The organism is Planococcus alkaliphilus (assembly GCF_057031095.1).
In genome coordinates this window covers 2,452,762-2,474,384 of the sequence record NZ_CM168060.1, presented here as the reverse complement: position 1 = coordinate 2,474,384, position 21,623 = coordinate 2,452,762, and the positions used below count along the sequence as shown (strand labels likewise).

Sequence of the window (21,623 nt, the reverse complement as noted above, 5' to 3'; positions counted from 1 at the left end):
ATGATGTGGATCCGACATGACCATCATGCTAAAAACACCAAATGGATATTCGGTTTTTTGCTGGTTTTCTTATTTATGGCATTGTTTTTTCTGCAATTCGCTGCTGCTGCCGTTATCGCCTTTATTGCTGCGATTGTGGGCTTTCAATGGCTATATTTTTCTAAAGTCGGCAATGGGCTGGAGTTTAAAAATGAGAAGCTGCGGAAGCGGGTGCTGAACGGAAGTGAAACTTCCTGGGAGTTGGCTTTCGCGAATAAAGGATTGCCGATTTGGGGAGGCAACTTGAAAATCTGGTTTTCTGATGCGGTTCAATCCAAAAGCGATTTAATGGTGAATTACGGAGAATTAGTAGAAATGGATCTGCCTTTAACGGTGGGACGCAATGAGACGATTGTTTTAAAAGTTCCGTTAATCGCCAAGCAACGCGGCTTAGCGCGGTTGAAAAAGATGGAACTCAGCGTCCCGCATCCGTTTGGCGAAGGAAATGTCGTGCTGGAATACAAACCGATGATTCTGCAGGAGCAGCTCGTCTACCCGAAACTCCGGAAGAATCCGTTCCGTTATGCACCATCCCATCAACGGCCTGGCCAGTTCAATTTAAAGCATTCCCTTTTTGAAGATACGTTCCAGCCGATTGGCACAAGAGATTATGTGCCGACTGACCAATTTAACCAAATCCACTGGAAAGCCAGTGCGAGGATGCAAACTTATCAGACGAGAATCGTTGAACGTGTCGCTAATGAGTCGATCTTGTTTGTGATGAATGTAGCTTCTCATTATGCCACCATTACCAATTTAGAAGAACGCATAGAAGAAGTCGCTTCCTATATAGAACATTGCTATAGGGAAGGCATCCCTTATTCTTTAGCGATTAATATCCGCTCCGCCGGAAAAACACCGTATATTTATTTGGCTTCCGGTGAAGGGCAGATGCAGCGCCAAAAAGCGTTGGATTTTCTTTCATTGATCTCAAAGAACCATTCCACAATGCCATTCCGTTCCATGTTGGCACATTTGGATGTTCATACGGAGCTTCCCTTCACGACTTATCTCCTGATGGAAGATCCAGCTGAGGTAATGGAATTCGCTTCAAGATGGAGTCGAAGAACAGAATTGAAAATGCTAAATGGGACGAAAGGGAGTGAAAGTGCATGATCAGCGCACGCTTTCTTTCTGCCGGCAAATATATGCTCGATGCATTCGCGATTTCACTCATCTTCGTTTTTTTCACAAATGAAACAGGCTTGCCGCTGGCTTTCATTTGGCTCGTTTCAAGTTTTGCTGTTGCTGTTCTTAGCTTTCTCATTTTTGCAAAATGGCCTTATCATGTAGGGATAGCCTTTGCCCTTTCTGCGCTCACCATGTCAGCGGCAATTTTGCTCGGCGCATCGGTAGGGGTTGCTCTATTATTGATCTTTTTAACCATGTACCGGCTCCATGCCCGCTTTTCGGTTCTTGACGACGGATTGAATGCAGACGGAAATTTCCTGCTGATTTTTGTTCTCTTATTTTCTGCGAGCCTGATCGTGGACTTGTTAAGCCCGTTAGCTGATTCCTCAATGATCATTTTCTCAATTGTAGCTAGTGCCCTTGTTTTCTATGTGTTTTTCCGAATGGCATACCGCTATTTGGAAGCAAGAACACAAGGGGTGAAATTAGGGCAGGCGGTTAGCGCCGCATTAGTGGTAGTTGGAATTTCCGGTGTCCTTTCTTTTTTTGTTTGGTTCCTTGCAGATGAAGTAAGGCAAGGTACTGCATTTGTTTTGGCCGGAATTCTCCGGGTTGTCCTTTGGCCGTTTGCGGGAATTATGGAAAAACTGACGGATTATTTATCCGGTTTATCCACTGAGTCCGAAATGGAAGCGACTTTAGAAAAGATGGAGCCGGATGGAAGTGAAGAACAGGCACAGGAAATCATCCAGTCCGGAAGTTTTGATTTTCCAACCGAAGTCTTTTTGGGAGCCGGAATTTTAGTGGCTTTAATCGCGTTGATCTTTTGGCTGAAGAAAGTAAAAGTCGAAAAAGGAATCGAAAAGCCGGAAAGTCATGTGTCGGTAGAACGTTTTGCAACCATCCCTGAAAACGTAGAAGTTGAGGCGAAAAGTCCAATTGTGTACGGAGAAATGGATCTTCAGATTGTCAGAGAAGCATTCCGAGCATTTGATAGGGAAGCAGCAGCGGCAGGGAAAGGGCGACAAGATTTTGAAACGGTGAAAGAGTGGACGGCCCGAATGGCATGGCCGGTTTCCGACAATTTCTTTCAGACCTATGATTTCGTCCGCTACGGCGAAGGGTCGATATCCGAAAAAGAAGCATTGCCCTTTATAAATGAAATCCAAAAATTGAAAGAAAACTTTTTGAAAAAAGATGTTTAAGAGGGGTTGCCAGCGGGCATAGTATACTTGAACACAGCAACATTCTCATTTCCCCCTTTTGTGGTCGGTCCGGTAACGGGTCGGCTTCTTTTTTTGTCTTTTTCCAAACTTGCATCTTAAATTATTCGCTTATGCAAAGTGGTTGGGCTGGAGAATCAATAAATAGGGATGAATGATCAGAAGATTTTTGCTAAACTGATTATATAACTTGAAGGAGATGTTACATATGGAAGTAGGATTTATCGGAACCGGAGTTATGGGGAAAAGTTTGGTTAAGCATTTGCTAGAAGCAGGGCATCAAGTTTCCATCTATACCCGCACCGCTAAAAAGGCGGAAGAGCTGATCGAGAAAGGAGCCGTTTTGGCCGAGTCGCCGAAGCAAGTGGCAGAGCAGTCAAATGTAGTATTTACGATGGTCGGCTACCCAAGTGATGTAGAAGAAGTGTATTTCGGTGAAAATGGTTTGCTGAAGCACGCTAGAAAAGGGAGTACGTTTGTGGATATGACCACTTCCAAACCCAATTTAGCTAAACGCATTTTTGAAGAGGCGAAAGCTAATGAGATTGACGTCTTGGACGCCCCGGTATCGGGCGGTGACATCGGGGCGCAGAAAGCGGTCCTATCCATTATGGTCGGAGGAGACGAAGCCGTTTTCAGAAAATCGCTCCCGTTGCTGCAATTGTTCGGGGGAAACATTGTCTATCAAGGGCCAGCGGGTTCTGGACAGCACACAAAGATGTGCAATCAGATCAATATCGCAACGAATATGATCGGTGTTTGTGAATCTTTGATTTATGCCAAAAAAGCGGGGCTTGATCCTGAAACCGTTTTGCGGTCGATTTCATCGGGGGCAGCAGGTTCCTGGTCATTATCCAATTTGGCTCCGAGGATGATCAGCGAAGATTTTGCTCCAGGCTTCTATATCAAGCATTTTATAAAAGACATGAAAATCGCTGCAGAAGAAGCTGAACAAATGGGCATAGATCTTCCAGGGCTGCGCCTTTCACTTGGCATGTATGAAGAACTTGCCGAACATGGCTTTGAAGAAAATGGCACACAGGCACTGATCCATTACTACAGCAAATCATAAAACGCTATAAAAAATTAAACACCGAAAGCCTGCAAGGCTACGGTGTTTAATATCAATCAAAATAGGATTTTTTCGGCGTATAGAATCGATCCATTTGCCGCGGCTGATAGGATTTCGTGAACTGTTTTTTCGGTTCTTCTTTTTTCTTCGGCGTAAGGCCGGTCAATTCGCTTAACATCTCTTTTGCCATCTTAAGGTTCATACGGCTCGGCGGATTTCGATAAGACTCATCGAGCTGGCCCAAATGTTCGAGATTCTCAAAGTCTTCTTTTTTCGGCAGCATGTGAAAATAATAATTTCCGCATTTTACGAGGACTGAAGATTGCTGTTGACTTTTCCGGGGGTTTTTGCTGAAGTGAAGCCCGATCTTTTGGGCGCGTTCTTGAAGAATCATGATAGAAAGTGCTTCTTTTTTCAATGCATACAGATATTGATTGTCCGGCGCCGTTTTTGCGTGCCTATTCACTGTGAAAATGGCTTGGGCGATATCAGAATCTGTTTTTTTAATGGACATGGGCTCATTCCTTTCTTTGACAATTCTTTTACAGTGCAATACAGATTCATCATATCAAAAATCGGTACGGGTGTATACCGGTGCAAATAGTGAATTTCCATTAGTTAAATAATAGGCATATCGAGGAAAATAATGAAAAAGGGGAAATGCATCATGCTAGCAGGAAAAACGATAATAGTAACAGGCGGTTCAAGTGGAATGGGATTGCATATGGCACAAAAATTTGCAGCTGAAGGTGCAAATGTAGTCATCACAGGGCGCGATATGGAAAAATTGAATGAGGCTGTGAAAACCATTGATGCACAGCGGGGATCAGTAGAAGCTTTCCAAATGGACGTCCGTGAACCGGAACATGCAAAAGCGATGGTCAAGTTCACGCATGAAACTTTTGGCAGCATTGATGGCCTAGTCAACAACGCTGCAGGGAATTTCATCGTCCATGCAGAGAAACTGACGCCGAATGGCTGGAAATCCGTCATTGATATCGTATTGAATGGTACTTTTTTCTGTTCACACGCTGTCGGCAATTATTGGATCGAAAATGGCATCAAAGGGAATATCATCAATATGCTGGCTACGTATGCCTGGAATGCAGGGGCTGGTGTCGCCCATTCAGCTGCAGCTAAAGCTGGGGTCATGTCATTGACCCGGACATTGGCTGTTGAGTGGGGAACGCAGTTCGGTATTCGGGTAAACGGGATCGCTCCTGGTCCGATTGAACGCACAGGCGGAGCCGATAAACTATGGGAATCTGAAAAAGCGGCAAAACGGACATTAGAGTCGATTCCAATTGGCCGCTTGGGCAAACCGGAAGAAGTGGCAGAGCTTGCCGCCTTCATGATGTCGGATAAAGCCTCTTATATGAATGGTGAAATTGTCACTTTGGATGGCGGGCAGTGGTTAAATAAATTTCCATTTTAATACGGAAAGCGAAAGAACAAAATAGAATAGTTCGAATAAAGATGTTATGATGAAATCGAAGTAAGTAGTGTGACTCGTTTAGGATGCAAAAGGAGAAGAGTACATGATTTCATTACCTAGCAGAGATTTTTTAGATACGCCAATTGAAGAATTTATCATTTCATCGGAAAAAGTCGCGCATGTGCAACTTGGAAATAGTGCTGAACATGCATTGCTTGTCTTAACAAAAACTGGATATTCCGCTATTCCCGTATTGGATCCTAAATACCGCTTTTGTGGTTTAATCAATGCCCAGCGGATTACGGATGCTATTTTAGGATTAGAACACATTGAGTATGAACGTTTGCCTGATATAAAAGTCGACGAGATTATGCAGACAGATTTGCCGCTGATCAACATCACTGAACGTTTTCAACGCGCTTTGGATTTACTGATTGATCAAAACTTTCTATGTGTAGTAGATGCTGAAGGTATGTTTATGGGGATTCTCACGCGCCGAGTCATTTTAAAACAGTTAAAAAAGCAGATTTATCAATTAAGAAAATAATGTTGAATTTATAAGAAGGTCTCATTTTGAGGCCTTTTTTCTGTCAATTGAAAGAAGGGGCAAGAGATGAAAAAAACAAATAGGCCACTAGTACTTGCGGCGGTCATGCTTGCAATGTTTATCGGAGCAGTAGAAGCGACCATTGTGTCAACCGCCATGCCAAGCATTTCTGCAGATCTCGGCGGTTTTGCAAAATACAGTTGGGTGTTTTCTTCGTATTTGCTGATGAGTACCGTAACGGTCCTCCTTTACGGAAAATTATCGGATATATTCGGCAGAAAACCGATTTTTGCCATCGGCGTCCTGCTTTTTTTGTTCGGATCCTTACTCTGCGGTTTAGCGGACTCAATGGAAATGCTTATTTTCTACCGGTTTATCCAAGGAATTGGGGCTGGAGCCGTTTTGCCGATTGCTACGACCATTGTCGGTGATATCTATCCCGCTGAAGAACGGGCAAAAATCCAAGGATACCTATCGAGTGTCTGGGGGATATCAGCTGTTACGGGACCGGCAATCGGCGGTATTCTCGTGGCAACCATTGGGTGGGAGTATGTTTTCTGGGTGAATATCCCTCTTGGAATCTTGGCTTTGCTTGGCGTCCTGCTGTTTTTAGTGGAACCTGCCAAAAAATCAAAGCCTTCGATTGACTATATGGGTGCATTTCTATTAACAGTTTCACTAACGGCTTTCCTCTATTGGTTAGTGGAAGGCGGTGTCGGCTTTCCGTGGGTGTCGGCGCAGTCGGCAGTATTGTGCGGCGGGGCATTGCTCGTCTTTGGATTATTCATTTTAGTTGAGCGAAAAGCAGTGGATCCGATGATGCCGTTTGATATTTGGAGTAATCGTTCCATTTTATATGCGAACCTCGTTTCACTTTTCACAGGCATTATATTAATTGCGGTATCGAGTTATTTGCCTACGTATGTAACAGGAGTGATGGAACAATCCGCTACAGTGGCTGGCTTCACCTTAACTGCGATGTCCATCGGCTGGCCGATTGCCTCCTTCTTTTCCGGAAAGCTGCTGATTAAATTCGGCTATTTCAAGTCGTCGTTGGCAGGCGGTGTCTTTCTCGTGATCGGCACGCTTCTCTTCGTCTTGATGGAACCGGGATTCGGACCATTTTGGGCGGCGATGTCGAGTTTCTTCGTAGGAGTCGGGATGGGGCTGACAAGCACTTCTTTTATCGTTTCCATTCAAGCAGCGGTTTCTTACGAGCAGCGCGGATCTGCGACAGCTTCCAATGTGTTCATGCGGAATTTAGGAAGCACCATCGGAGTCGCTTTGCTTGGAAGCCTTCTGAATTCTTCCCTATTAAAGTATTTTAATGAACGAGAACTGAATTTGAATTTGAATTCAGTAAACGAATTGCTGACACAAAAAGGAAGGGAAGCGATACCGGCTGAAACATTAGTCTATTTACAAGATGCTTTGGGCGGTGCGTTGCAGAATGTCTACGGCGTGACAGCATTGTTTGCCGGCATCAGCTTCCTGTTGATTTTCGGTTTGCCAAGAAAGAAAGGGTTGAACGGCGATGTCCAATGAAGAGTTAATCATAAAAATTTTAGCTGAAGAAGGGAATATGCGAAAAGCTGCGGAACGATTATTTCTTTCACAGCCAGCGCTTTCCCAAAGGCTTCAGACGATTGAAAAAGATTGGGGTGAACAATTATTCATCCGTTCCCAGAAAGGATTGACCCCGACACCTGCGGGCGAATTGGTCATTGAATACGCCAATGAAATGATTCTGCGCAAAGAAGAAGTGTTTGAAGTTCTTCATACATTGACATCGAAAGTCCATGGGACGTTAAAAATTGCCTGTGCCACAATCATTGGACAAAACTGGTTGCCAAAAGTCTTGAAGGATTTTGTGACGCTCTACCCGGAAGCGAAAATTCAGCTGATCACCGGCTGGAGTTCTGAAATTGTCCGTGCTTTATACGAAGGGGATGCCCATATCGGAATTGTACGTGGGCATACGGACTGGAAAGGGCCTAAAATCCACTTGTTTAAAGATACGCTGTATTTGGTCGATAAGGAAATTCAAACTTTGGCTGAAGTTGTGAAAACCGAGCGCCCTTTCATCCAATTTAAAAGCGACTCGAATTATTACGAAGAAATTCAGCAATGGTGGCAAAAGCATTTCTCCTCCAATCCAAAACGCCAAATTACAGTCGATCAAATCGAGACTTGCAAGCAAATGGCGGTCAATGGAATCGGCTATGCGATTTTGCCTTCTATTACATTAAGCGGTACGGAAGGGGTTCATATGATGCCGCTTTCGAGCAGTGCAGAAGAATTGGAATTGACCCGGGACACATGGCTGATCGGCTATGATGCGGCGTTTCAATTAAGGCAAGTTGAGGCATTTGTCGATATAGTCAAAAAACATGCCGCTTTATTAAGCTAAAGTGATGAATTTAGTTGCTATGTCCGTTATAATTACAGCATAACTTATGGAAAGAGGTAGAATAATGGAACAAATGAATGCAGAACAGATTATTTCGTACATACAGAATGCAAAAAAATCCACACCAGTGAAAGTTTACATAAAAGGGCAAGGCGTAGCTGACTTGGATTTTGGAAAAGAAGCAAAAGTATTCGGTGAAGGCAACAATGCAGTTGTTTTTGGGGAATGGGCTGAAATCCAGAAAGCTCTTGAAGAGCATGCCGCTGTTATTGAAGATTCAGTCGTTGAAAATGACCGGAGAAACTCGGCAATCCCATTATTGGATATGAAAAACATCAATAGCCGCATTGAACCGGGTGCATTTATTCGTGAAAATGTGGAAATTGGCAATAATTGCATCATCATGATGGGAGCTGTCATCAATATCGGAGCAGTCATCGGAGATGGCACCATGATTGACATGGGCGTTATTCTTGGCGGCCGTGCAACAGTAGGGAAGAATTGCCATATCGGAGCTGGCGCAGTACTAGCCGGTGTTATCGAACCAGCATCTGCAACCCCGGTGATTGTGGAAGACAATGTGATGATCGGCGCAAATGCCGTTGTATTAGAAGGCGTACGCATAGGCAAAGGGGCGGTTGTTGCTGCTGGAGCGATTGTTATTGAAGACGTTCCTGAAAATGCAGTAGTCGGTGGTACGCCAGCGCGCGTTTTGAAATTGATGGACGAAAAAACACGTGCGAAAACGGAAATCAAACACGAACTTCGCCAATTGTAATAGGGGACACCAGATGGATTTAGTGAAAATCAGAAGAGAATTGCATCAAATTCCGGAAATCGGATTCCAGGAAGTGAAGACCCAGTCGTATTTAAAGGAAATCATTTCAACTTTTCCGCAAGAGCGTCTGGAAATCATCCAATGGAAAACGGGCCTTGCCGTTAAAATTCACGGCTTGAATCCAACAAAGCTCATTGGCTGGCGTACCGACATTGACGGTCTTCCGATACAAGAAGAAACAGGCCTTGACTTTAAATCCACTCACCCTGGATTTATGCATGCCTGCGGCCACGATATCCACATGGCAAATGCGATCGGGCTTCTTGAGAAGCTGATTCAAGACCCGATTGCTGAAGATGCCGTGATTTTATTTCAACCTGCAGAAGAAGGGCCTGGGGGCGCTTTGCCTTTCCGGGAATGGCTAAAAAACGAACAGCCTTCGTTTTTGCCGGATCAAATCTATGCTTTGCATATTGCTCCTGAATTACCGGTCGGAACGATAGCGACAAAACCCGGCCTTCTATTCGCCAATACATCTGAATTGTTTATAGACTTGCACGGCAAAGGCGGCCATGCGGCGTTTCCTCATTTAACAGAGGACATGGCCGTTGCAGGAGCCGCTTTGCTGATGCAGCTGCAGACGATTGTCAGCCGCAATGTGAACCCGATGGATTCAGCGGTCCTGACAGTCGGAAAATTCACTGCAGGGACAGTCCAAAATATCATAGCTGAAAACGCTCGGCTTGAAGGAACCATCCGCACCTTGAATTTGCAATCGATGCTGAAAGTAAAACAGCGAGTTGAAGCGATGTGCCGGGCTGTTGAAGAAGGCTATCAGTGCCGAATCTCCATTGACTACGGTTCGAGTTATTTGGAAGTGAACAATGATGAAGTATTGGCTGAAGAGCTTTTGAACTTCGCTGAAAATTTTATAGGCATTCAAGCAAAAAGAAGTGAAGCGGCCATGACCGGTGAAGACTTTGGCTATTTTACAGATGAATTGCCGGGCGTCATGTTTTGGGCAGGAGTGGATTCAGCGTTTGGGCTGCATCATTCCAGATTAAATCCAAATGAATCGGTGCTGGAAATTTTGCCGAATTTCATCCATCAATTTTTTAAACAACTTTAAAAGTGGCCGGCATGCAGCTGGCCACTTTTTTTCTATGTAGATGGAACTAAATCCGTTTAACAGCGTACTACTTAGTAGAGAGAATAAATAGGGGGGTCCATATGTTCAAGCGATGGCTGGCAATCAGTGCAAGCGCATTCATGTTATTAATTATTATCCTGCCTCAGACTACTTTGGCAGCCGCAGAAATTTCCGTTGATGCTGAAGCGGGATTTGCCAATAAAGTGAAGTATGAAAGCGGAGTGCCCATTCAATTTACATTGGTAAACAATGGGGATGACTTTTCAGGAGATTTGGTTTTAGGCTACAGTGAAACTTACAGCCTTGGCGCAGGAATTTCCGTGCCGGTTGATTTGGCAAAAGGAGAAACAAAAACAATCCAAGTCGCAGTGCCGGGATTGTCCGATATGATGTCGATGGGAAACTCTTCTCGCAACATTTTTCTATATGAAGGAGGATGGGAAGAAGGAAAGCAAATAGAAATTAAAGGAGATAAAAATTTGTCTCCATCTTTTTTCTCTCCTTCTTCACTGTTCATTGCAACTTTAACAGAAAACTCAGATCGGCTTTTGCAATTAAATAAAGTTGTACCGACTGGAAGCGACTCGACACAAGTCTTCCATTTAAATCAATTGAATCAATTTTCGTTGCCGACAGAAGCGATTGCTTGGGGGACCATTGATCATTTACTGATCGATGAATTTTCATTCAGTGATCTGCCTGAAGCTAATCGGCAAGCGATCTTGCAGTGGGTCCAGCAAGGCGGAAGTTTAATTGTCGGTTCTACAGAGAATATTGAGGCGTCGATGGGCGAACTCGCCAAGGAATTGCCATTGAACATAGGAAAGCAAGTTCAAATGGCAGTTCCGCTACTTGAAAAAGAGGTTCCAGTTTTCGAAGCTGCATTGAACGAAGGAGCCGAAGCCTTATTAACTCAAGGCTCAGCTGTTTTAGCAGCACGAAAGCAAATAGGGGCTGGCTCTATTACCCAAACCGCTTTTTCGCTTGGCGACAGCCAGATCAGCTCCCAAGAAGGATTTGCAGAAATGATGAAAGGCCTGTTGCCGCTGTCTATCAGCAATCAGCAATATAACCAGGGCCAATCGACTTTGGAATACATGTCCTATGAAGTCGGCAATGTGAATGAGCTGTTTGAAAGCTTTGCCGTTTCAAAATTTTGGACAATCGCAATCGTTTTTTTCTATATCATTTTAATTATTCCAGTGCTGTATATCGTTTTGAAGAAACGGGATAAACGTGAACTTGCATGGGTGATCATTCCGGCGGTGGCAGTGCTTACATCAATCGGCTTGTTTGCTGTAGGTGCAAAAGACCGAATTGCGAATCCGCAAATCCAGCAGACCGGATTTTTTAAAGTTGATCAGGATGGTGGATTAAACGGCTATTATATGAATACACTCCTATCAAATCGAGGAGGCAATTATCAATTTACAGCTCCTTCTTCAACTTCAATGACGAGTTTGTTGAACTCGCAGTTTTCAGAAGGGTCGCCTCAAGATGCGGCTATTTTGGAACATCAAGCTGCAAGCAACCAACTGACTATGCGGAATATGCGCTATTGGTCAGTAGGGTCGATTTTAGGCCAATCGTATATTGAAAATACAGGAGATTTTGATGTTCAACTAAAAGTTGAGAATAAGCGATTGTCAGGAACGATCAAAAATAATTTCCCGTTTGCGATCGAAGATGTTTCCATTTGGACAGGAACCCGGATCATGTCTTTGGGCAATTTAAGCCCGGGGGAAGAACTGACCGTAAATGAAAAAGTCCAATCCGATATTTTAGCATCTATTTCGCCGATTTCCACGAATTATGCTTATCAACAGATTCAAGATAAAAAGGAATTGGAAACCGCCAGAAAACAAACGATCTTATCCGCTTCGTATAACCAAATGGAAGCAGATGCCAATTCGCCATATGTGATTGCCTATACGAAAGATGCGATTGTTCCGGTCTCACTTAAAGATCAGCGGGCATCGGTTTCAGCTATGAACTTGGTTGCACAACCTTTCAATCCCGAAACGACTTTGACTGGAGAAATTGATCTGCAAGTAGAAGCCCTGATCTTAAAAGTGGCGGCGGCGAATCAGTCGACTTATTTTGAGAATGTTGCCCCGGATCCTTATCTTTACTACGTAGATGGCGGCCAAGTTGAAATGACTTATCAGACGCCGAAAGCTTTGAGTTTGGATAAAACAGAGTGGAGTGCCTTGGAGATTTCAAGAGGCGATACAAAGGGAGAAGTGGCCATTCGCAATATTTCTACCGACAAACTTGAAAAAATTGAAGAAAACCGAGCAGCCATTACAGAAAATATAACGGATTACATTTCAAAAGACGGCATAGTCAGCTTTGTTGTCGATGCCAATACCGACAGCAATTCGCCTGAAATCATGCTGCCGAAAATCAAGCTGAAAGGGGTGGTTGCTCCGTGATTGAAATCGTCGGATTGACAAAGAAATATGGCTCTTTCTATGCGCTGCAAGATTTAAATTTAACGATAGAAGAAGGCACAGTCTTTGGCTTTGTAGGAGCCAACGGAGCAGGGAAATCCACCACATTTTCCATCTTGGCAACTTTGCTGCAGCCGACTGCCGGTGATGCCTTTATCAATGGAATGAGTGTTACTAAAAATGCGCATGAGGTGCGGAAACAGATTGGCTATATGCCGGATTTCTTCGGCGTATACGATCAATTGAAGGCTAATGAATATTTGGACTTTTACGGCGCAAGCTACGGGATAGCACCTAAAGAGCGTGAAGTTCTGATTCCCAAGCTATTGGAGCTCGTCAATTTATCGCATAAACGATATGATTATGTTGATTTATTGTCCCGCGGGATGAAGCAGCGGCTTTGTCTGGCACGAGCCTTAATCCACGATCCGAAAATTCTTATTCTGGATGAGCCGGCCTCTGGACTTGATCCACGGGCACGTGTGGAAATGCGGGATATTTTGAAGGAATTGAAATCGATGGGCAAAACCATCCTGATTTCTTCCCACATTTTGCCGGAACTTGCCGAAATGTGCGACAGCATTGGCGTCATTGATTCAGGGCAATTAATCGCCCAAGGTTCTGTGCATGAAATCCAAGCGCATCTTCAAAGTGAAAAAGTATTAAAAGTTAAACTAGCCGGACCGACACAAGAAGCGATGGCTTTCTTTGAAAACGACCCACTTGTTTCAAAATTGATTGAGAAGCCGGAAAAACAATCGATTGAATTCTTATATCGGGGAACAGAAGAAGACCAAATCCGTTTACTGCGGCAAGCTATGGAGCATTCCCTTCAAATTTTATCATTTGCTGAAGAAGAGACAGATCTGGAAGATGTCTTTATGGCTATTACGAAAGGAGTGGAAGTTAAGTGAAAACACTCCTCGCAAATCCCGTACTCATAAAAGAAGTAAAGTTGCGTTTTCGCAGTATGAAGAGCTTTACCGGCATTCTCTTCTATTTGATAGCAATGAGTATATTTGTTTTCGGATTCATCTTTTTAACAACTTCTTTGAGCGGCAGCGGATTTTTCCGTCCGGATGAGAGTTTCCTGTTATTTAGCATGATGACCTATATCCAGCTAGGCTTGATTCTTTTCATTACTCCCGGTCTAACGGCAGGGACAATCAGTACAGAAAGAGAAAAGCAGACCTTGAATATTTTATTGACGACTGCGCAGACATCTTTCCAGATCATCTTTGGAAAAATGACTTCATCCATCGCATTTCTGCTGTTGATGATCGTATCGGGCCTGCCTATCTACAGTCTGGTATTTTTATACGGTGGAGTCGATCCACTTCAGATTGTCGTCATTTTTCTTTTCTATTTCTTGACGTTATTGGCCATTGGAAGCATTGGTGTCATGTATTCAACCTTAATTCGAAAGACGATCGTGTCGATGATCGTCACGTACGGAACGATGATTTTCTTAGCTGTCGTGACAGCGTTTTTCCTGCTGCTGTCCGTTCAAATTTCAACGCTTGGAACAACCGCGCCTAGCTTTTCGCCATTTTCCTATTTCTGGGCAAGCATCAATCCGGCTATCGTGATGCTTACTTTATTGCAGCCCGGATTTGCACAGGAAATCCAAACGATGACGGTAATTGAACTGCCGCTTTGGGTCGGGTATTTGGTATTCTACAGTTTGCTGACAGCGGGCGCGATTTGGCTGTCTGTTAAACGTTTGCGCGTCAATATGAATAAATACAAATAAGGAGGGATACGCATGAACAACCGGGAATTGGTCCGCTATGTAAAAAAAACAGCCTTGCGATTGAAGCTTGTTCACATGAGCCGGGCTTTACAAATTGCAGTTTTCTTAGGGCTCCTATCTGCACTTTTGCTTGTGGTCGTCTCCCGGTTGTTCGTCCTTCCTTATTATGAATTTTATGCATATGCTGCAGGCTCCCTCTTTTTAATTGGCGGCCTTGTTTTTTCCTATAAGGACATGCCAAAAATCGGCCAAGCAGTAGAACAATTGGATCGTTTTACGCCCCACAATCTTCTATTGACCTCTTGGAAAATACAGGAACAAAACAAGCTGACGGAAGCGCTGACCAGACAGACTGCGGAAGTCATCCCTTACAGCTATCAATTATTTAGAAAAGAACCGCAGAAATGGTTCCTTGGGAAATGGTTGATGGCTTCATTAATCACGGGGGCATTGCTGATGCTCCTGCTTTTGTTTCCAAGTACGCTTCAGGAACAAGCAAAAGACATTGAAAAGGAACAAGAAGTGATTGAAGAAATAAAAGAAAAAATTGCCGATCTGGAAAAAGAGGCAAAAACAGAAGTCGTTAAAGAGGAATTGCAGGAAGTTCTAAAAAAAGTAGAAGAAAGCGAAACCCCTGAAGAAGCGTTGAAAGAAGTGGTCAAGAAGCAAAAAGAAATGGCTCAGCAACAGCAATTGCCAGCAGAAGGGGAAGCTGCAGAACAGGAAAAAGCAGATCTTGAAAATGCAGCAAAACAGCTTGCTGAACAAGCGGGAGAAACACAGACAGCTTTGAGCAATATGGGGAAACCGGTAAGTTTTCCGCTTCAACAGACCATTGCCGGGGCTGCAAACCCGGAAGCTTCCAAAAGTGAAGGGGCGGGATCAGAGGGCGCTGAAGATTCTTCAGAATCTGGAAGTGAATCCGGTAAAGGGAGCAACGGAAATTCCAATACCGAATCCCAAAGCGAAGGCGATGGCCAGAATCAGCAACAAAGTCAAGGGCAGGGCCAAGGACAAGGCCAGGGACAAGGTCAAGGTCAAGGTCAAGGCCAGGGTCAAGGCCAAGGCCAGGGACAAGGTCAAGGTCAAGGCCAGGGGCAAGGTCAAGGCCAAGGCCAAGGCCAAAGTCAAGGTCAAGGACAACAAGGCTCAGGCTTTGGAACGGGACAAGGAAGCCGGGAACTCCTAACAGTTCCTTCTAGAATTGGTGGAGAAAGTGAGACAACTGTCGATCAAGGAGAGCTTGGCGACGGTGAAGCGGCAGAAGAACAGGAAGGGGTTGTCCCGGCTACGAAAGGGACAGTCCGTCCTTATTCTGAAGTGGTGGGCGAATATAGCGATTCCTATTTTACAAGCGCCGATCGTTTGGCATTGCCGCCAGACTTGCAAAAAGTCGTTGAACAGTATTTTTCAACAGTTGAATCTGATTAAGAGAAAGCAGGGGACTATATGGCATATTCACCGGATGATTTTAAGGAAATGAGCAACAAACTGCAAGAGGTCAGAGATGAAATCGGCAAATTTATCGTTGGACAAGAACAAGCGGTGGAATTTTCCTTGTATGCTATTTTAGCGGATGGCCATGCATTGCTTGAAGGTTTGCCGGGGCTCGGCAAGACGATGTTAATCCGTACCATTTCAGATGTGATGGATTTGAGTTTTTCCCGTATCCAATTCACGCCGGATTTAATGCCATCTGATATTACCGGTACCAGCCTGATCGAACGGGATGCTGAAGGCAGGCAGCAATTCACTTTCAGAGAAGGCCCGATTTTCCATCAGATGGTATTAGCCGATGAAATTAACCGGGCTACGCCGAAGACACAAAGTGCCTTGCTTGAAGCGATGGGAGAGAAAACGGTGACGATATTAGGCGATACGAAAAAAATGGCACGGCCGTTTTTCGTATTAGCGACCCAAAATCCGATCGAAATGGAAGGGACTTATCCGTTGCCGGAAGCACAGATGGACCGGTTCTTATGCAAGATTCTTGTATCTTACCCGAATCGTGGAGAGTTGGCGGAAATTAGCCGAAGAACAACTGGAGCTGAAACGGTTTCCCTCGTTAAGAAAATGGATACAGCTTCTTTAATCGAAGCGCAGCAAATGGTGAAAGAAGTATTGATTGCGGAAGATATTCTCATAGTGGCGGTCGATATCATTCAGCATTCAAATCCGGAGTACACCCAGTTTGATGAAATCAAACAATTTGTCCAATATGGCAGCGGTCCAAGGGGACTTCAAAGCTTAATCAAACTTGCGAAGGCCCGAGCGCTATCAGAAGGGCGTTTTCATGTCTCGATTGGCGACTTGAAATATGTAGCCCAACCCGTATTAAGGCACCGGATTTTGTTGAATTATGAAGGAGAAGCGGCTGAAAAAACAATTGACGATCTTATCGGAATGATTTTGGAAACCGCAGGAAGAGGCGTATTAAAATGAGTGGGCTGCAATTGCCCGGCGATTGGATAAAGCGGTTAAGCCGTTATTCCATAGCCACTAAAGCAAAAATCCGAGGACATCATAAAGGATCTCACCGTTCCAGCCGTTTTGGTTCTTCCCTCGATTTTTCGGATTTCCGGGAATATCATCCTGGAGATGATGTTCGCCATATCGATTGGAACGTTTTTGCCCGAACGGAAAAAGTTTATATAAAACGGTATTTGGACGAACAGGAAATGCGGGTCCATGTCTTGCTGGATGATTCAAAATCGATGGAAGAAAAATGGCTCTTCTCGAAGCAATTAGCGTTTTCTTTAGGCGTGATGGTGTTAAGCAAAGATGATCGTTTGAGCATTTCAGCGGGTGGAGCTTCAGCATCGCCTTTTAAGAAAAAAGGAAAGTCGGCCAAAAAGCTTTTTGAACATTTTATGGTGAATCTCCCGGATCCCAAAAGCCGTTCTTTTGCAAAAAATGCGAGTTTTTACAGTGCAAAAGATTCCACGGTTTTATTCGTTATTTCAGACGGCTTGGAAGAACTGGAAGAATGGCAACTATTCTTTAAGCAGGTGCCAAAATATTCCCACGATGTACGCTTTCTCCACTTATCCACAGCTGAAGAAAGGGTGCCTAATTTTGAAGGGGATATACGTCTCATTGATGAAGAAACCGGTACGGATTTAAATGTAACGATGACGCGCCAGGCGATTGAAGCGTATTTAAAACAGCAGGAGCAGCATAATAAGGCGTTGGAAGCTCTGTGTGCAAAACACGGTGTCCATTATATGCCCATCCATATCGAAGACGGCATCCAGCAAGTAATGATTCATCAATTGGCTCGGAAAAAATGGATTGAATAGAGGGGGAGCGGCATGGGAATAGCGAATTGGATTTGGATTTGGACAGCGATCATGCCGGTTGCCGTTATCCTTTATTATTTTTTTCGGAAAAAATATCAAAACAAAAATGTTTCATCTGTTCTTTTTTGGCAAGAAATGATGAAAGAAATTCAAGCTTCACCGTACTTAAAAAAATTGCAGCATCATCTCTTGTTTTATCTACAGTTGGCGGCATTGATCCTATGTGTTTTCGGCTTGCTTCAACCGTATATCGAGTCGGAGACGGTCCAAGGCAATGAACTGATTTTTATTGTGGACACTTCTGCTACGATGCTTGCCGGTTCGCCCAGCCGCTTCGATCAACAGAAAATCAAAATGTCGGAACTGGTCGACCAAGCGGGCGGGAAACCTGTGACCATTATTAAGACCGGCCAGACTCCGGAAATCGCCGTTCGGGAAGAACGGGATCAGCAGACACTTTTAAAAAACATCGAACAGCTGGATATCAGCTACGAAGAGGCTAGGATGGACCAGACGATTCTGTTTGCGGAATCGTTAGTGAAAGATGAATCGACCATCATCCATATCTTCACGGATGCTTTAGCACGTGAAGCCTTAGCGGCTAAAACGGATCAGTCTTTTGTCGTCCATGCAAACGAAGATAATTTGGTTAATGCGTCCATCCGGCAATTTGGCTTGTCCCAATCCGACAATGGCTTGCGGGCGATTGTGCAAGTCGTCAATGAAAGCGAAGAAACGATGAAAGGTACAGTAAGCTTATCGGCTGGAGACGTTTCAAAAGAAGCGGAGTTGGAGCTGCCGGCAGGAGAAGATTTATTGGTGCCGTTTGAAGACCTGCCTATTGAAGATTTATGGACGGCTGAAATAAATGTCGAAGATGACTACTCGGCAGATAACCGGATGCTATCGTTTGTCCAGCAAGAATCTACTGGCGTAGTGATCGATTCGTCGCTTCATTCGTTGGTAGCGAAAGGCTTTGAATCCATCGGCATGGAAGCGGCGACTGCCGACCCAATGCAGCTTGCAGAACGGACGGGATCGATGCTTGCAACCAATCAAACGGAACTGATAGAGTCGGATTCCCCGATTCTTTTAATTGGCAGAAATGATGTTCAAGCAACCGAGGTTTCGGGATTGATTGAAACGGCTGCGCACCCCTTGTTTACTTATGCCGATTTGGAAAATGTATATGTATCAGCGCTTTATCCGGGATTTACAGCTTATGAAACCATTGCAGAAATCGACGGAAAGCCATTTATCCAAATCAGTCCAAAAGGCGATATCGTAATTCTCTCAGATATCCAATCCACAAATTGGCCATTGGATCCATCATTTCCTTTGTTTCTGTGGAGTGCTGCGGATGAATTGTCGGGAAACGAAGCCTTTTTAGGCTATTTTCAGCCAAATGAACATCGGTCCGTCCCGCTTGCTTCTGAAGCGGGGGAATGGGAATTGTTTAAAGGAGAAGATTATATAAGCTCCTATATGGAGGGGGAAGGCCCTTTTATCGCCCCTACAGAGCCAGGTGTTTATGAAGTGAATGGAGACGGCCGATCCATGCAGATGATTGTCCAGTTGAGTTCCGAAGAAAAAATACTATCATCCGGCCCATCTTATGCAATTGGCCAAACTGAAGAGGAAGATGAAACAATCCAGTATCCATTGATTCCTTGGGCTATTGCCCTTGTCTTATTATTGCTGCTAGTTGAATGGGAGGTGTACCGCCGTGGAATTGCGATTAGATGAACCTCTCTTTCTTTGGCTGCTTTTACCGGCACTCATTTACTTTGCGTATAGCGGTTTTAAAAACATTAAACTGGGCAGCCTTTTCTTCCGCCTTGTTTTTGTCCTGCGTGTTGCGGCCGTAGTTTTATTGATTTTCGCTTTAGCCATGCCATCGATTTACCGGCCAGCCGATCAACAGCAAATCATTTATCTCATAGATCGCTCCGCTTCAATGGAAGGATCTCAATCGGCGATTGCAGAATCGATTGAGACAGCCATTGCTGAAAAGAGTGATAGCCAGCATGTCGGTGTCTATACGTTTGCAGAAGATTTTCAGACGCTATTACCGATATCAGCGGAACCACGGGCATTGCCGCTTGATCAAAGCACAAGGATGGCGAACCATACAAATATTGCCCAAGCGTTGGAACTCGCTTCCAACAGCGGTGATACGGATTTAGCGACGAGGCTGGTGCTGATTTCCGATGGCAACGAAACAAAAGCTTCGGCTCTCGAAAGTTTGAACAGGCTTCAAAGTGAGCGTGTTCAAATTGATGTCTTGCCGGTTCAGCAAGACAGTTCTCAAGACGCAGCGATTACTGGGTTTGAAACGCCTTCGAAGGCGTTTCTCGGCGAATCGCAGGCATTTTCCCTAACGCTTCAGTCGGACGGCGAGAGGGAAGCGGAACTGGTCCTTTCGAAAAATGATGAAGAATTTGATCGGCATCGTATTCAGTTAGCTGATGGAGAAAATGTGTTTTCCTATCGATACCCTGCTAGTGAAGAAGGATTATTGAAATATGAAGCGAGACTGGAGATTGCAGAAGATCGTTTTCTGGAAAATAACGCCTTGGTGAGTGTCACGGAAGTGGAAGGGAAGCCGGAATTATTAGTCGTGAATGGAACTATTCCAAGTCCAATTCCTGGTTTATTGGATGGTGAAAATATACGGACAACAAATATTGACTCCAACGAACTTCCGGCCAGTCTTTCATCGATCCTGCAGTATGATGGCATCATTTTTGACAACGTTTCTGGAACCTCCGTTGGCGGCCAGCAGATGGATGTCATCGAACAGGCAGTCAAGCAGTTCGGCGTCGGCTTCATGATGGTTGGCGGCGATGAAAGTTATGGACTCGGCGGCTATTTTAAATCGCCGATTGAACGGCTTTTGCCAGTTGAAATGGAAGTCAAGGGAAAGCACGAACTTCCTTCCCTTGGACTGATCATTGTCATGGACCGTTCTGGGAGTATGGCTGGCATGAAAATGGAATTGGCAAAAGAAGCGGCAGCGCGTTCCGTTGAACTCCTCCGGGAAGATGATACGGTTGGTGTGATCGCTTTTGATGATCAGCCGTGGCAAATTGTTGAAACGGAGAAATTGGCAGACCCGAAGGCTGCCGCTGATAAAATTCTATCTGTTACACCAGGCGGCGGTACAGAAATCTATCGCTCATTGGCTGAAGCTTATGGGCAATTAGAAGGCTTGGAACTTCAGCGGAAACATATCATTTTATTGACGGACGGACAATCCCCGCCGAGTGATTATACGAGCTTAATCGAGGGCGGCAAAGAAGACAATATTACCTTATCGACAGTATCCATCGGACAAGATGCGGACAGTGGGCTACTGGAAGATTTGGCTGCCACCGGCAATGGACGATTTTATGAAGTAGCGGACGCTACAACGATTCCCGCTATTCTTTCAAGAGAAACGATTATGATGTCCCGGACTTATATCGTAGACGAACCGTTTAATCCGATAGTCTATGACAGTCCTTGGAGCGAGTTGTTTTCTGATGGGGTGCCTCAGATGAATGCGTATATTGCCACAACTGCGAAGCCTGCAGCCTCTGTCGCTTTGGAAAGTGAAGAAGGGGACCCGGTGCTCGCATCGTGGAATTATGGCCTCGGCAAAACAATTGCTTATACTTCCGGAAGCAGTGCATGGAGCGGAAATTTTCAGGCATGGAAAAATTGGCCGGTGTTTTGGAACCGTTCTGTTTCCGAGCTCTTGCCTTCATATGACGAAATCCCCTTTACAGTGGCAAGAAAGCAACAAGGTATTTATACGATTGAAGACCCGACTCGTCAATCGGCCATTATTGAAGTGGCCGCTATCGATGAAAAAGGAATGGAAATCCCGCTGCAAAGTGAACCCGTGGCTCCAGGCAAAATGGAAGTCACCTTGGATGCGGATCCGGGCCTGGTCTTCTTTAGCATCCGGAATGAAAACGGGGAAGCGTATAAGACGGGGCTGACAATCCCGTATGGCGAGGAATATCGCTTAAGTGAACCCAATACGGCCTTGCTCGCTTCTGTAGCTGAGAGGAGCGGAGGAAGCGTTCTGGAATCTTTGGAAGAATCACTTCGGGAAATCCCCTACGAAAGCGGGACCAATCAGCCGATCCAGCAATTCTTGCTGCTGCTTGCGATGCTGCTGTTTTTCGTAGACATCACAATCCGCAGATTCGGGCTTCGATTGATCCCTTCGTTGAAAAAACCAAAAGCGGCGGTTTCGTCATCACCAGAAGCACCTCCGCAAACCATCGAACAATTAATAAAAGCGAAAAAGAGGGGATGACCTCTTTTTCGCTTTTTTTATGTG

General features: G+C 44.7%; 18 protein-coding genes. 17 read left to right on the top strand and 1 reads right to left on the bottom strand.

What is annotated here, in order from left to right; all coding sequences use genetic code 11:
- The 3 genes from AC2EXB_RS13265 (at position 1) to AC2EXB_RS13255 (ending at position 3,465) form a co-directional block, all read left to right on the top strand.
- Positions 1–1,155, top strand: coding sequence for a DUF58 domain-containing protein (locus AC2EXB_RS13265; protein WP_483601928.1), 1,155 nt, complete (start codon positions 1–3; stop codon positions 1,153–1,155).
- Complete coding sequence (locus tag AC2EXB_RS13260; protein WP_483601927.1) at positions 1,152–2,375, top strand: DUF4129 domain-containing protein; 1,224 nt, start codon at positions 1,152–1,154, stop codon at positions 2,373–2,375. The genes AC2EXB_RS13265 and AC2EXB_RS13260 overlap by 4 nt, the downstream gene beginning before the upstream one ends.
- A 217-nt stretch (positions 2,376–2,592) precedes the next feature.
- Positions 2,593–3,465 carry an NAD(P)-dependent oxidoreductase gene (locus tag AC2EXB_RS13255; protein WP_483601926.1) on the top strand — a complete coding sequence of 291 codons (873 nt, stop codon included), beginning with the start codon at positions 2,593–2,595 and terminating at the stop codon, positions 3,463–3,465.
- A gap of 52 nt (positions 3,466–3,517) precedes the next feature.
- On the opposite strand, the gene AC2EXB_RS13250 is transcribed toward AC2EXB_RS13255, so the two are convergent.
- Positions 3,518–3,979 carry a YkyB family protein gene (locus AC2EXB_RS13250; RefSeq protein WP_235196703.1) on the bottom strand — a complete coding sequence of 154 codons (462 nt, stop codon included), beginning with the start codon at positions 3,977–3,979 and terminating at the stop codon, positions 3,518–3,520.
- A gap of 153 nt (positions 3,980–4,132) precedes the next feature.
- Between AC2EXB_RS13250 and fadH the strand changes: the two genes are divergently transcribed.
- The 14 genes from fadH to AC2EXB_RS13180 all read left to right on the top strand — a co-directional run bounded on the left by fadH (position 4,133) and on the right by AC2EXB_RS13180 (position 21,599).
- On the top strand, positions 4,133–4,900 hold the full coding sequence (gene fadH / locus AC2EXB_RS13245; RefSeq protein WP_235196702.1) for a 2,4-dienoyl-CoA reductase: 768 nt from the start codon (positions 4,133–4,135) through the stop codon (positions 4,898–4,900).
- A 103-nt stretch (positions 4,901–5,003) separates the two neighbouring features.
- A complete protein-coding gene (gene cbpB / locus AC2EXB_RS13240; RefSeq protein ID WP_052651020.1) occupies positions 5,004–5,447 on the top strand; it encodes a cyclic-di-AMP-binding protein CbpB in 444 nt (147 codons plus the stop codon).
- A gap of 66 nt (positions 5,448–5,513) precedes the next feature.
- Positions 5,514–6,992, top strand: coding sequence for an MDR family MFS transporter (locus AC2EXB_RS13235; RefSeq protein ID WP_483601923.1), 1,479 nt, complete (start codon positions 5,514–5,516; stop codon positions 6,990–6,992).
- Positions 6,982–7,857 (top strand): LysR family transcriptional regulator, encoded by an 876-nt coding sequence (locus AC2EXB_RS13230; protein WP_483601921.1) that lies wholly within the window; start codon positions 6,982–6,984, stop codon positions 7,855–7,857. Before AC2EXB_RS13235 ends, AC2EXB_RS13230 begins: the two co-directional genes overlap by 11 nt.
- A 64-nt stretch (positions 7,858–7,921) precedes the next feature.
- Entirely contained in the window at positions 7,922–8,635 is a 714-nt protein-coding gene (dapD, locus tag AC2EXB_RS13225) for a 2,3,4,5-tetrahydropyridine-2,6-dicarboxylate N-acetyltransferase (RefSeq protein ID WP_483601919.1), read from the top strand.
- Between the two features lie 13 nt (positions 8,636–8,648).
- Positions 8,649–9,764: an N-acetyldiaminopimelate deacetylase gene (locus tag AC2EXB_RS13220; RefSeq protein ID WP_483601917.1), complete on the top strand. Its 1,116-nt coding sequence runs from the start codon at positions 8,649–8,651 to the stop codon at positions 9,762–9,764.
- A gap of 101 nt (positions 9,765–9,865) precedes the next feature.
- Positions 9,866–12,220, top strand: coding sequence for a hypothetical protein (locus AC2EXB_RS13215; protein WP_483601915.1), 2,355 nt, complete (start codon positions 9,866–9,868; stop codon positions 12,218–12,220).
- Positions 12,217–13,152 (top strand): ABC transporter ATP-binding protein, encoded by a 936-nt coding sequence (locus AC2EXB_RS13210; protein WP_483601913.1) that lies wholly within the window; start codon positions 12,217–12,219, stop codon positions 13,150–13,152. Before AC2EXB_RS13215 ends, AC2EXB_RS13210 begins: the two co-directional genes overlap by 4 nt.
- Positions 13,149–13,991: an ABC transporter permease gene (locus tag AC2EXB_RS13205; RefSeq protein ID WP_483601911.1), complete on the top strand. Its 843-nt coding sequence runs from the start codon at positions 13,149–13,151 to the stop codon at positions 13,989–13,991. Before AC2EXB_RS13210 ends, AC2EXB_RS13205 begins: the two co-directional genes overlap by 4 nt.
- A gap of 12 nt (positions 13,992–14,003) precedes the next feature.
- The gene (locus AC2EXB_RS13200; protein WP_483601909.1) at positions 14,004–15,422 is read left to right on the top strand and encodes a hypothetical protein; all 1,419 of its coding nucleotides are present in this window, start codon (positions 14,004–14,006) and stop codon (positions 15,420–15,422) included.
- A gap of 18 nt (positions 15,423–15,440) precedes the next feature.
- Positions 15,441–16,433: an AAA family ATPase gene (locus AC2EXB_RS13195; protein ID WP_483601907.1), complete on the top strand. Its 993-nt coding sequence runs from the start codon at positions 15,441–15,443 to the stop codon at positions 16,431–16,433.
- Complete coding sequence (locus AC2EXB_RS13190) at positions 16,430–17,290, top strand: DUF58 domain-containing protein (protein WP_483601905.1); 861 nt, start codon at positions 16,430–16,432, stop codon at positions 17,288–17,290. The genes AC2EXB_RS13195 and AC2EXB_RS13190 overlap by 4 nt, the downstream gene beginning before the upstream one ends.
- A gap of 12 nt (positions 17,291–17,302) precedes the next feature.
- Positions 17,303–19,036, top strand: a complete 1,734-nt coding sequence (locus AC2EXB_RS13185; RefSeq protein WP_483601903.1) for a vWA domain-containing protein — start codon at positions 17,303–17,305, stop codon at positions 19,034–19,036.
- Positions 19,017–21,599 carry a VWA domain-containing protein gene (locus AC2EXB_RS13180; protein WP_483601901.1) on the top strand — a complete coding sequence of 861 codons (2,583 nt, stop codon included), beginning with the start codon at positions 19,017–19,019 and terminating at the stop codon, positions 21,597–21,599. Before AC2EXB_RS13185 ends, AC2EXB_RS13180 begins: the two co-directional genes overlap by 20 nt.
- Positions 21,600–21,623 lie beyond the last annotated feature (24 nt).

Excerpts from the sequence above, each read along its gene's own strand:
- AC2EXB_RS13265 (WP_483601928.1), top strand. The coding sequence starts at position 1 with ATGATGTGGATCCGACATGACCATCATGCTAAAAACACCAAATGGATA.
- AC2EXB_RS13260 (WP_483601927.1), top strand. The coding sequence starts at position 1,152 with ATGATCAGCGCACGCTTTCTTTCTGCCGGCAAATATATGCTCGATGCA.
- AC2EXB_RS13255 (WP_483601926.1), top strand. The coding sequence starts at position 2,593 with ATGTTACATATGGAAGTAGGATTTATCGGAACCGGAGTTATGGGGAAA.
- AC2EXB_RS13250 (WP_235196703.1), bottom strand. The coding sequence starts at position 3,979 with ATGTCCATTAAAAAAACAGATTCTGATATCGCCCAAGCCATTTTCACA.
- fadH (WP_235196702.1), top strand. The coding sequence starts at position 4,133 with ATGCTAGCAGGAAAAACGATAATAGTAACAGGCGGTTCAAGTGGAATG.
- cbpB (WP_052651020.1), top strand. The coding sequence starts at position 5,004 with ATGATTTCATTACCTAGCAGAGATTTTTTAGATACGCCAATTGAAGAA.
- AC2EXB_RS13235 (WP_483601923.1), top strand. The coding sequence starts at position 5,514 with ATGAAAAAAACAAATAGGCCACTAGTACTTGCGGCGGTCATGCTTGCA.
- AC2EXB_RS13230 (WP_483601921.1), top strand. The coding sequence starts at position 6,982 with ATGTCCAATGAAGAGTTAATCATAAAAATTTTAGCTGAAGAAGGGAAT.
- dapD (WP_483601919.1), top strand. The coding sequence starts at position 7,922 with ATGGAACAAATGAATGCAGAACAGATTATTTCGTACATACAGAATGCA.
- AC2EXB_RS13220 (WP_483601917.1), top strand. The coding sequence starts at position 8,649 with ATGGATTTAGTGAAAATCAGAAGAGAATTGCATCAAATTCCGGAAATC.
- AC2EXB_RS13215 (WP_483601915.1), top strand. The coding sequence starts at position 9,866 with ATGTTCAAGCGATGGCTGGCAATCAGTGCAAGCGCATTCATGTTATTA.
- AC2EXB_RS13200 (WP_483601909.1), top strand. The coding sequence starts at position 14,004 with ATGAACAACCGGGAATTGGTCCGCTATGTAAAAAAAACAGCCTTGCGA.
- AC2EXB_RS13195 (WP_483601907.1), top strand. The coding sequence starts at position 15,441 with ATGGCATATTCACCGGATGATTTTAAGGAAATGAGCAACAAACTGCAA.
- AC2EXB_RS13190 (WP_483601905.1), top strand. The coding sequence starts at position 16,430 with ATGAGTGGGCTGCAATTGCCCGGCGATTGGATAAAGCGGTTAAGCCGT.
- AC2EXB_RS13185 (WP_483601903.1), top strand. The coding sequence starts at position 17,303 with ATGGGAATAGCGAATTGGATTTGGATTTGGACAGCGATCATGCCGGTT.